General features: G+C 42.1%; 10 protein-coding genes. 3 read left to right on the plus strand and 7 right to left on the minus strand.

Translation table 11 applies throughout. The annotated features are described in order from the left end of the window. From NZ043_RS08090 to NZ043_RS08110, 5 genes are all read right to left on the minus strand, one after another. Entirely contained in the window at positions 1-2,571 is a 2,571-nt protein-coding gene (locus NZ043_RS08090; protein WP_339311372.1) for a lanthionine synthetase LanC family protein, read from the minus strand. 102 nt (positions 2,572-2,673) lie between these two features. Beyond that, positions 2,674-2,775, minus strand: a complete 102-nt coding sequence (locus tag NZ043_RS08095) for a class III lanthipeptide (protein WP_206105800.1) — start codon at positions 2,773-2,775, stop codon at positions 2,674-2,676. Positions 2,776-3,001: 226 nt separating this feature from the next. Next, complete coding sequence (locus tag NZ043_RS08100) at positions 3,002-3,256, minus strand: hypothetical protein (RefSeq protein WP_253442921.1); 255 nt, start codon at positions 3,254-3,256, stop codon at positions 3,002-3,004. A gap of 172 nt (positions 3,257-3,428) precedes the next feature. Then, a complete protein-coding gene (locus tag NZ043_RS08105) occupies positions 3,429-4,778 on the minus strand; it encodes a HAMP domain-containing sensor histidine kinase (protein ID WP_339311374.1) in 1,350 nt (449 codons plus the stop codon). Beyond that, the gene (locus tag NZ043_RS08110) at positions 4,778-5,455 is read right to left on the minus strand and encodes a response regulator transcription factor (RefSeq protein WP_036612327.1); all 678 of its coding nucleotides are present in this window, start codon (positions 5,453-5,455) and stop codon (positions 4,778-4,780) included. Before NZ043_RS08110 ends, NZ043_RS08105 begins: the two co-directional genes overlap by 1 nt. Before the next feature lie 254 nt (positions 5,456-5,709). Here NZ043_RS08110 and NZ043_RS08115 point away from each other — a divergent pair, with 254 nt between their 5' ends. Genes NZ043_RS08115 through NZ043_RS08125 form a run of 3 tightly spaced genes read left to right on the plus strand, consistent with a single transcriptional unit; the run spans position 5,710 to position 9,535 of the window. Further along, entirely contained in the window at positions 5,710-6,528 is an 819-nt protein-coding gene (locus NZ043_RS08115) for a polyphosphate polymerase domain-containing protein (RefSeq protein ID WP_047841086.1), read from the plus strand. Next, positions 6,521-7,201: a DUF4956 domain-containing protein gene (locus NZ043_RS08120; protein WP_036612177.1), complete on the plus strand. Its 681-nt coding sequence runs from the start codon at positions 6,521-6,523 to the stop codon at positions 7,199-7,201. The genes NZ043_RS08115 and NZ043_RS08120 overlap by 8 nt, the downstream gene beginning before the upstream one ends. 27 nt (positions 7,202-7,228) lie before the next feature. Beyond that, a complete protein-coding gene (locus tag NZ043_RS08125; protein ID WP_339311376.1) occupies positions 7,229-9,535 on the plus strand; it encodes a carbohydrate-binding domain-containing protein in 2,307 nt (768 codons plus the stop codon). Positions 9,536-9,646: 111 nt separating this feature from the next. Here the strand turns inward: NZ043_RS08125 and NZ043_RS08130 are convergent, their stop codons facing one another. Further along, on the minus strand, positions 9,647-11,056 hold the full coding sequence (locus tag NZ043_RS08130; protein ID WP_339311377.1) for an MDR family MFS transporter: 1,410 nt from the start codon (positions 11,054-11,056) through the stop codon (positions 9,647-9,649). Between the two features lie 153 nt (positions 11,057-11,209). After that, positions 11,210-11,674 carry a MarR family transcriptional regulator gene (locus NZ043_RS08135; protein ID WP_339311379.1) on the minus strand — a complete coding sequence of 155 codons (465 nt, stop codon included), beginning with the start codon at positions 11,672-11,674 and terminating at the stop codon, positions 11,210-11,212. Positions 11,675-11,740: the final 66 nt, after the last annotated feature.

Here is an 11,740-nt window from a genome sequence, read left to right on the forward strand (position 1 = left end):
TTAATCTACCTCATTAACATACTTCAATAATTTTGCAAGAGCGTAAGCAATTCCAGCTGTTCCCCCATAAAATGAACTATCAACATTCAAAAGAAGGCTATTAGGATAATAAACATAACCATTGTAACTTAAGGCAAACGACTCCATAACATTGAAAATTCGCTCAAAACTAGCTAAGTCAATGTATTTTCGCTTTTCTTGGACTACCCTTAAAAGAACCAAAAGCTCTCCAGCCAGACCACTCCCAAAGGAAGGATCAGCATATATAGACTTTTCAGTACTGTTCACTAAGTCTAATAATTTTTTTTCGTATAATGAGTTGCTCTCTATTTCCAAATAGACCGAGATAGCTAATATAAGTCCAGCATTCCCTAAAAAGCTAGCATTAAAGGCATTCCCATCCTCATCACTCATAAGTACATACTCTTTATTAGGTCCAATTAAGGAATTCTCAATCATATAGTCAAGCATTTTTTTTGCACATCTTGCAAAAATTTCATTACTAGTTCGTTTACTTAATTCACATAAATAGTAAATTATCCCTGATAACCCGTTAAAAAATCCATATTCTGTATATGGACCCTCACACAACTTTTCCCATTGGTTATTGTTGATTACAGATACAATACTGTCTCCTATAAATACAGAATACTTTCTAAAATTATCAGACTCTTCTTTTTCTAAAGAGAGAAGAATAAGTCCCAATCCAGCAATACCTCGATGTAGAGTATAAGTCTCGAGCGATTGGAGCAAATTCTGTATTTTATCTTCTGTGAGCTCTTCCCCATCTAATTCCAATTGATTTAATAAATAAACATATCCTAAATACCCATTAAAAAAATCTGGTTCTTTGTAATTTATAGTTCTTATAAACTTGCTAATAACCTCTTCAGGTAAAAAAGTATCAACTTGAATTACATTTTCAATCTCTCTTATACTAAGTAACAAGCCAAGCTTTCCATCCATTAGCCCATTAAGCTTATCACTCATTAAGAATGGCTGTTTATCTGAGGAAGATATAAATTCATTAATTAATGTCTGATGAAGTATCCTCAAATGTTTCTTTAACCGATTTTCAAAAGGTACTATTTTTTTGAAATCTATAAAAGAATGTCGTGAATTCATATTGTCCAATCTGCTTATGATTTTTGCTAGATCGACTTCCTTTGATCGAAAAATAAGCTCTTGAACTATACCCACTAACTCCTCAGGCATTAAAGATTGTGAATTCAACAAACGAAGGAATTTTTTTATTTTTTTCTTATCAATATCAAATAGCGCACCTGTTGGAAAAAAGTAACTGATTATTATAAGCCCGATTGCTTCAAAATCAATCTGATATCTGTGATTTAAATCGCTGTACTTCCGGTAACGAAAACCGGACGTACCCATTAGTAGAGTAGCATCGTTTCTATGTTTATCACTGCAACCAAGCTCAAAATCAATAAAACGTATTTGATCCCGGTGATCAATCATAATATTCCTTAGTGAAATATCACCAATTGACACACCTATACGATGTAAATCACTCAGTGCAGATAGGATACGCTTAAATAATTTAATTCCTTTTTCAATATAATCATTGGTTCTGCTAGTTTTATGTTCATATTCCCATGGTGAACTTAGTTTCTCTTGTAAGTTTTCACCTTTTATTTCTTCAACACTAATAAAGTAATGTTCCCATTCAAAAAAATCATCATATATTGAAGGAGCACTCGTCACACCCGATTGCAACAATTCTTGCAAAATTTCTTTTTCTTGATGCCTCAAAGAAATAGCATCCATCCCATTATCTAAGACAACTGTACCCGGCCTAGCCTCCTTTAAGATTACATTTTTATTTAAGTACTTATCAAACGCTCTATATACACCACCGCTGTTAGAGATTGAAATAATATCTAATACACTGTATCTTCCATTCTTAAGTCCTTGATTCTCTTCTAAGAAATCATCTTTTTGAGTTACTGGATTTTCTATCCATTCTGGTTGCTGGTAATAAGGTTGGGGTTCATCTATAAATTGCTCTTTGTTGGGACCTACTATAATATAATCACCGTTTTGATTTTTTAAAGTTTGGTCTGTAGCCGCCATGCTACCATAACGATAGTATAGTACCTTACAATCTTTATATCTTTTATCCGATAATACAAAAGGCCCAGTATATTGTTTAAGCAACTGATATAAATCATCAATTATTAACAAAAACTGTTTTGTGTCTTTTGGATAAATAGTAATAAACTTACCGGAAGAGCTTCTACTCCAAACTTTAGAAAGGCTTCGCTTTAATATTTCTGCATCTTTCATGAACTTAAATGGCACCTTATTTTTGCCGCAGTATTCATTTACAATCGTCAATATATCCTCTGCATTTAATGGTGTTGCTGATATGTGAATTTTCCATCCAAATTCCGGCAAATAAACGTCAGAAAAGTAAACTTGTAAGTAATAGGACCCCTTCTTCACTTCACACTTTTGGGATCTTTGAATAATATCTTTATAACTCTGATCTTCTTTATATCTGTAAATATCATAATACATGTTCAAGACATTGATTTTCTTATCACTTAGCAACTTTAAATCCCTCCGTAAAAATTAACTATTTAATATAAAAAAAGACTTTCCTTAGAGATTCCTCTAATAGGAAAGTCTTTTCTCATGTGATTGAGAAAATTATTAAGTGCTCAACAGCCAGCTAGTACCTGGATAGGCTTGAGCAATCAACGTTTTACCCTTTGTTTCTTTAGCCATTTTTTGCAGGTTCAGAATGTTCAACATATTAATCCCCCCTTTCTGTTTGTACTCCCAATAATTAACTGGTATATATACATTTAACTACAAATATATACATTTTTATTTTTTTGTAATAAATATTGCACATTCATATCTCTGTTCCCAAAAATTAAATTTTTCTTTTTGATATCATTTATCTACCCTCAACAAATAAATCGACCTCATAAACTGAAGGTCGATTTATAATAAACTATGTCATTGATAAACACATTTAATCGATGTATCCCGCGTGGCCCTTGTCCATCAAGTAGTCCATCTCAGCATCCAAAATGCTTTCCACAGTCAACTCATCCAGCTTCACATCTTTGCGACTAAGGATGTAGTCAGCCAGATCATCGCCGTCAATATCCACATCGTTACCTTTGGCATTTTCGTGCGCCTTGTTGATGTACGCTTGCTCATGCTTTAGCACAAGAGCAATGTTCGCCTGGCTTGCCTTTGTTTTATCTGCAATGTATTGCATCATTTCTTGTTCATTAATTGCGTTTGCTTCTGCCACGTTCAGTTCATCTCCTTGATTCATACATACTGTTGCCATTGTAGCATAGGTTAACCCATTACAGGCAGAACTTATGCCTGAAGAACAATTATAGAGCGGGAGCGAAGGATTAGTGTAGAGCCCGCTCATCACTCTGCCCCTACGACAACCGCACGTAAAATGTAGCCCCCTCTCCGACCACGCTTCGGGCGTACAACTCTCCTTTGTGCTGATCCACAATGGAACGAGCAATCGCCAGCCCCAGACCATGCCCACCATGTTTGCGTGCTCTTGACGAATCCGTACGATAGAATCGATCGAAGATCCGATCCAGATGTTCCGGTGCAATGCCTTCACCTGTGTTGGATACGGCCAGCATGACATCATTATTCTGTTTCTGGAGGGTGACGTTTACGGCGCCTTTTGGACCGGAATATTTCACAGCATTATCAAGCAGGATCAGAATGACCTGTTTGATCTGCTCACTATTCCCATGGACCGTAAGATTCGGCTCAATGTTGTAATCGAGGGAGATGTTTTTCTCAAAAATAACGGCCTCCATTGGCAAAATAATACTTTCTACCGCATCACTCATATTAAACTTCGCATGAATCATCGTGGAGCGCGAGTCATCCATCTGAGTCAGATAGAGCAGATCATTCGTAAGTCCGGTCATGCGCTCAGTTTCTGACTTGATATAGTGCAGCCACTTCGCCTGGTTTGCTATAGTATCCTCCTGATTCGCAAGCAGTACGTCAGCATTGGTATTGATGATCGCCAGAGGTGTCTTCAGCTCATGTGAAGCATCACCGATGAATTGTTTTTGCTTCTCAAACGCTTCTCTGACTGGTGCAATGGAACGATTGGCAAAATAACGGCTCAGGAAGTAGATCACAATCAACATAATTAATCCAACAACAGCAAATGTATAGATCAGGTTCGTCAGAATGCCCTGTTGTGCCGTCACATCAATAAATACGATCATATGCCCGTCACCGCTCGGATCAACCACATAGGCCCAATCCGTTCCATCCAGCGCAAATTGTCCTGTCTGCCGTTCCGAATCACCAACTTTATTCTGGTCAACCTTTTGCAACGCCTCGGTGTAGAACGTATCTTCCATATCAAATCGGGAATGTGTATCCGTAATCTTCCACTGATCATCCGTCTTAATCATGAACGAAACGGAACGTGCCGGTGGTGAGTTGGGATCCCCTCCCGGTCCTCCATTATCACCACCCATGCCATTGGAAGGTATTGAACCTGAGCCTGAACCTGTAGTTGAACCTGTACCAGAGCCTGTCCCCATTCCGCCATCTTCCCCACGCGGCATCTTGGATGAATTATAAGGACTGTGATAGAAATCAGACACCTTGTAGAGCTCCATATTTGTCTCACGCTGCACATTCTGATAAGTAATTGTATAGATCGTCGCAAATGCCACCAGCATCATAATAGATATGGACACCAGATTCACGATCAGGAATCGATTTCGGAGTTTCTTGAACATCAGGACGTCACCTCAAGTACATACCCGACACCCCGAATCGTGTTAATGCGGACAGCAGAGTTCAGGAAGGTTAATTTTTTGCGCAAAAACGAGATGTACACCTCCACATTGTTATACTCCACTTCCGAATCAAATCCCCATAACTTCTCAATAATCTGCTCTTTGGAGGTAATCGCCTGTTTGCGGGCAATCAACAGCTCCAGCAGTTCATTCTCCTTCAGATTCAGCTTGATCTCCTTACCCTGAACACTCAGCTTTAACTGAGTTGTGTTCAGCTCAATGTCGCCAAACTTCAACCCATCCTCCGGGACCACTTCGCCCTTCCGTCGTAAGGCTGCACGAATCCTTGCCAGTAATTCCTCTGTGGCAAAGGGCTTGGCGATATAATCATCGGCACCATAATCGAGGCCTGTGACTTTGTCTGACAGTTCACCTTTGGCCGTGAGCAGAATGACAGGCGTATGATTCCCTTCACTGCGGAGTTTCTTCAGGACGGTGATCCCATCCATCTCCGGCATCATGATGTCGAGTAGTAACAGGTCGTAGATGCCGCTCTGCGCATAATCGAGTCCTGATCTGCCGTCGTGGACCATGTCCACGGAGTAGTTGTTTTTTTTCAAAATCTGCGATACAGCCTCTGCCAAATGAACCTCATCTTCCGCAATTAATATTCTCATGCTCTATTCATTCCTCTGCTTGAATTATTCGTCTTCAATTAACTCTTTATGATATCACCTATTCTATCAATCAAACCTTGAATCAATCTTAATTCATTTTGTGTATGCGCACTATTATAGGAAGGTAAAAAAATGTTAACGCAATGTAAAACCATTTAAGATTCATTCAAGGTTGGGGCTCTAAGATACAGACATGGAAGCAATACACGATGGAAAAAAACATACAACTCGCAAATGAAAGGAATGAGTCCCACATGGCGATTGAAGTATTCAACCGATATGAGAGCAAGTACCTTCTGACGGATGAGCAGTACGCCCATTTCTACAATGACCTGCTGAAATACATGGAGCTGGATGCCTACAACAAGAAACACGAGTATTACTCCATCAGTAACCTGTACTTCGACACTCCACAGGATTCGCTGATTCGCGCCAGTCTCTCCAAACCAAAATACAAGGAGAAGCTGAGACTACGGGCTTATGGAATACCTGAAGAGAACGCAAAAGTATATCTGGAGATCAAAAAGAAAGTCTTTGGCCTGGTGAACAAGCGCAGAACCGCCTTGAAGCTGGATGAAGCTTACGAATTCGTCCGTTCGGGACAGGCGCCGGAGCTCGCCGATTACATGAACAAACAAGTTGTCGAAGAGATCAAATATTTCCTTCGGGTATACGATCTGGAACCGAAAGTGTATCTGGCATACGAACGCAAAGCGCTCTTCGACAAGAACAGCCGCGATCTCCGCATTACCTTTGACACCAACATTCGTAGCCGCAGATATGATCTGAAGCTCGAACAAGGCGATTACGGTGAACCGCTGGTGAAGGACGGTCGATGGCTGATGGAAGTAAAAGCCGAGAAAACCGTTCCGCTATGGCTGTCGCAACTGCTCTGTGAGCATGGTCTATATCGCACCGGATTTTCGAAATACGGCAACGAGTTCAGACATCTGGCGAGAACAACCAACCTGAATTACCAGACGGAGCGCATCCTTGTACCAGGTACCGATTTCAACCCATCCATAGAACAAGATAAAACGATTATAGAAAGAGAGCGTGTCCTATATGCTTGATTCACTGTTCAGTTCAGCCCTAACCGATACCAACCTGACGTTTAACAACGCAGTCATTACCATTGGTCTTGCCATCATTCTGGGATTGGTCATCAGCCTCACCTACATGAAGACTAACCAAAGCACATACTCGCAAAGCTTTACCTTAACGATGGTTGTCCTGCCCGTCATTGTCGCCATCATCATCCTGCTTATCGGCAGCAACATCGCTCGAGCATTCAGCTTGGCAGGTGCCTTCTCCATCATCCGATTCCGAAGTGCCCCTGGTGATCCAAAGGACATTGCTTATGTATTGTTCACGATGGCTTCCGGTCTTGCCTGTGGTGTAGGCGCTTTTGGATACGCGGTTCTGTTCACAATTATCCTGTGTGTACTGATGTTTGTCCTGAGTCGCTTCAACTTCGGCGGCAAGAAGAGTCAGCTGAAAACGCTAAAAGTCACCATCCCTGAAAACTTGAGCTATGAAGAAGCACTTAATGAAGTGTTCCATACATTCAATGTACCTTTTGATTTGAAAAAAATCAGAACGACCGAACTCGGCAGTCTGTATGAGCTGGTCTACAGTGTAACCATTCACGAAAGTGTTAGCCAAAAGGAATTCCTCGATGCGATCCGCACACGGAACGGCAACCTCGATATCTCGTTAACCATGAGTCCAACCACGGAATATTAATTTTTAATTCGAAGGGAACGATCTAATATGAAGAAAAACATGATAACAGGCAGCAAACTTTGGTCCATCGCCATGATTACCAGCCTACTCGCCGCATGCAGTTCACCAGCAACCACAAGCACAACGGCCAATGCCGCAACATCAACGATAGGAACAACCAAAACGGTATCCGTCAGCGAGCAAACTTCTGTAAAATACGCGGAACTGGTCTCTCTGGATGCTGACGATACCAATATTAGCTGGAGTGAGGCAGATTCCACAGCAATTAAGCTGAACGGCACAACTGCAACGGTAACCGGTTCGGGTGCCAAAGCAGCGAATGGTTCGGTAACCATCTCTGAAGCAGGCACTTATGTACTTAGCGGTGAGCTAACGGATGGCCAGATTGTGGTTAACGTTGCCGATAAGGGTACTGTGCATCTCGTATTAAACGGAGCAACCATTCATGATAACGACAGTGCTGCGATTTACATTCAGAAGGCTGGTAAAGCGGTAATTACGCTTGAAAAAGGAACCAAGAATACCGTTTCCGATGGTAAAACATATGTGTACGCCGATGCTACGACAGACGAGCCCGATGCTGCAATCTTCAGCAAAGCAGATCTTACATTCAATGGTGCAGGTCAATTGACCGTCACAGGTAACTATAATGAAGGTATTACGAGCAAGGATGATCTGAAAATCATTAGTGGTAGCATCAGCGTCAAAGCAGCCGATGACGGGATCAAAGGTAAAGATATGGTCGCCATCCAAGCGGGCACCATTACCATTGAAGCCAAAGGCGACGGTATTAAATCAACCAATGACACGGACACCACTAAAGGTTACGTTGCTATCGCAGGAGGTACCTTCGATATCCAAAGCGGTAACGACGGTATTCAAGCCGAAACCGCACTCGTTACGGATGGCGGCACATACAACATTGTAACGGGCGGCGGTAGCGCCAATGCACCAGCCAAAGTAGAAGAAGGTCCATTTGGCGGCGGTGGCGGTGGATGGGGAGGCGGCACACCACCAACCGATATGGGTACACCACCGGATGGCGAACCTCCTGCGGATATGCCAGAAATGCCTAATAACAGCGGTACCAATGCAGGTGCTAATACAAACGGCGCAGCAGCATCCAACTCTGCCAACACAACAACAGCAACAACGGATAACAATGCTGATGCGGACACTGCAACAACAGCAACCGAGTCCACAAGTGCCAAAGCACTCAAAGCAGGTACAGATCTTACGGTTAATGGCGGTACGTATACCATAGATTCCATGGATGATTCCCTGCACAGCAACAATAACGTGACAGTTAACGACGGAACATTCAACATTGAATCTGGTGATGACGGCATTCATGCCGATCAGGCCCTGACGATTAACGGCGGAACCATCACGATTGCGAAGAGTTATGAAGGACTTGAAGGAGCAATCATCACCCTGAACGATGGGGATGTAGATGTAACGGCATCCGATGATGGCGTAAATGCTGCAGGTGGCGAGACGGAAACAGCTGCGAATACAGCGGCAAGTACAGATAACGCTACTACAGCAACCGATGCATCAACGACATCCAACATCTCTGTAACCGAAACGACAGGCACAACATCAACTACCGACCAGGCATCCCAAGGTACAACTGCTACTCAGCAAGGACGTGGACCGGGCGGTATGGGAGCAGCAGCAAGCAATAACGAGTTCCACATTAACGGCGGCTCCCTCACTGTGAACGCAGGTGGTGACGGACTGGATTCCAATGGTTCCATTAATATGACTGGCGGAACGGTTATTGTGAACGGACCGACGGATAACGGTAACGGAGCATTGGATTATGACGGTACATTTGAAATCAGCGGTGGATACCTCGTGGCTGCCGGAAGCTCTGGTATGGCACAAGGAACATCCGATGCGTCTACGCAAAATACCATTGTGATGACATTCCCCGCAACGCAAAAAGCTGGAACACTTGTACATGTACAAGACAGCGAAGGCAACAACATTCTGACATTCGCTCCGGCAAAAGATTATCAAACTGTCGTTGTCAGCTCCCCGGATCTGAAAAAAGATGGCTCCTATGTGATCTACTCCGGTGGTACGTCTACAGGTAAAGCGGTGGATGGACTCTACACAGACGGTACCTACAGTGGCGGAACTCAAGTAGTTGCATTCCAATCTACCAGTAATGTAACTTGGGTGAATGAATCTGGTGTAACCACTGCCAATACAGGTATGGGTGGTCCTGGTGGTGGCGGTGGACAAGGTGGATTCGGAGGCGGTAGAAACAGATCCCAATCCGGTACAACATCCGACAGCACAGGCACTACCGATTCTGCAAAATAATCATAATTTGTAGTTAAGTGTATAATAAGAAGCACTAGGTTCCGAAATCACGATAACAGTGAATTCGGGGTCTAGTGCTTTCATTTTTTCAGGAAGAACATGAGTAACTGTTCATGCGTTCCTTTTATTTGTAAGATACAAACTAGGGATTAGAATAATTACAAGAATAACGCTGGATAATAGAAATCCGGCATGGTACCCCTTCAACTCATTTATGACCGTTGGTTGCAACCCTTGTATGACCGTTGCAACAACCGTCGCGATAATAGCTGAGCCAAAGCTTGAACCAAGATTCTCAATCATATTAATGCCCACACTCGCTTCAGGGAGCTGTGTGCTATCAAGCCCAGTGTATGCTTCACTTGTTAACGGCAGACTAATCCCTCCAATACTCGCACCACGAATTAACAATATAATGGAAATCCAGATCATACTTGTTTTATCAGAGATGAAAATAAGCGGAATTGAACCAATGAGAGAAAGAAATAAACTGACGATCACTACATATTTGGGTCCAATTTTATCAATCATTTTTCCAAGTAAAGGCCGAGTAACAAGCATCCCAACCCCTTGTGGGATAAGAGCAACTGCTGTTTCAATCGCCGTAAAATGGCGAAAGTTTTGAAAGAATAGCGGGAGGATTAACATCGGGCCCATAAGAGCAATATTTGCCATGAACAAGCCGGCGCTTGAAGCAGCAAAACTTTTATAAGTAAACAAACTCATGGGCAGGACCGTTTGATTCTTGCGAATGAGATTATAAGCCATATATATGACAGTCAAACCCACACCAATACCCACCCATAAGATCGTTTCATTATTGTTAAACGTAGCATGTTCCGCAGCTCTCGTTATCCCGTAGATTAAAGCCCCGCTCATGGAAGACAAATTAATAATGCCAAACAGATCAAGCTTATTCTCTTTGTTGAAAGGTTCAAAGTCAGGAATTGTTTTCATCATTACTGGCGCAGCAATCAACACGATAAACACGTTAATGAAGAAAATCCATTGCCAGGATGCCACCTGAACGATGAATCCTCCAAGGACTGGACCCAGAATAGGGCCGAAGATCATAGGCGTACTTACGATGGCCATCACTTTTCCCAAGTGATCTTTCCCTGCCGTTTTCACCAAGAGGGTAAACATGAGGGTCGTAATCACCCCTGCGCTGAACCCTTGAAGTAAACGAAAGAAGATAAAACTCGAAATGTTCCAGCTAACACCTACTAAAATAGAAATCACTCCAAATAGGATAACAGCACCAATGAAAATCTTCTTGCTATTAAACTTGTTCATAAGCCAACCGGAGATGGGAACTGCCATGGCAAGAGCGAGAATATAGCCTGTAATGGCCCATTGAATAATAGTCAAGGTTGTATTGAAATCATGTGTTAATTGATCTATGGCAATATTCACCATGGTAGAGTCAAGCAAAGGTGCAATGGCTCCAAGAGCTATAGCCCAGGCTGCAATGAGCACCTCTTTGGGTAATTCAGTGGTTTTGACGTTTTCTTTAGTCATATGTGTCTCCTCTTTGTATTATTGTTTCCTATTCAACAAAAAATGTAACTCTTTTTAGTTTCCTTGTCAACAATAATTATTGAAAATAAAAAGCAACCTGCCCTTTATTAGAGTAGGTTGCTTATTGTGTTGCGCTTCATTACACATATATATCTAAATGTCCAAACCCTGTTTCTTTATCTCTGCGTCCAAATGTTTGCTGTATTGCTCCATAAACCTCAGCATTCCCTCCAATTGCGCTTCGGTTACCTGCTCAAACACAGCCTGATCCCGCTTTTGAAATTCTTGGTGAAGTTCCTCGTGAATACCGAATACAACAGTCCCTTTCTCGGTCAGTCTGAAATAGACTTCTTTCTTGTTCTCCGGCTTCTGGTAGACTTCGATCAATTTTTTTTCGATAAGTTTCTTCGTCAATTTACTTATGGCACCCTTGGTCATATACAGCGACTCTGCAAGCTTTGTCACATTGGGATCGATATTCTTTCCAATATATTCAATGCAATGAACTTCGGAAGACTTATAACCACGAAGGCTGGCTTCCATCTTCGACTTGTTAATCCAGACCATTTTATTAAATAATTCTCTGAAATGATTGGTCACTTGTTCTTGTTTATTCATGGCTATATACACCCCAACTGAGTTATAACATGCATTGAACGAAAGCAGAAACATGAGGGTCTGATT

Origin of the sequence: Paenibacillus sp. FSL k6-2145, from assembly GCF_037976585.1 — a bacterium.
Taxonomy (GTDB): domain Bacteria; phylum Bacillota; class Bacilli; order Paenibacillales; family Paenibacillaceae; genus Paenibacillus.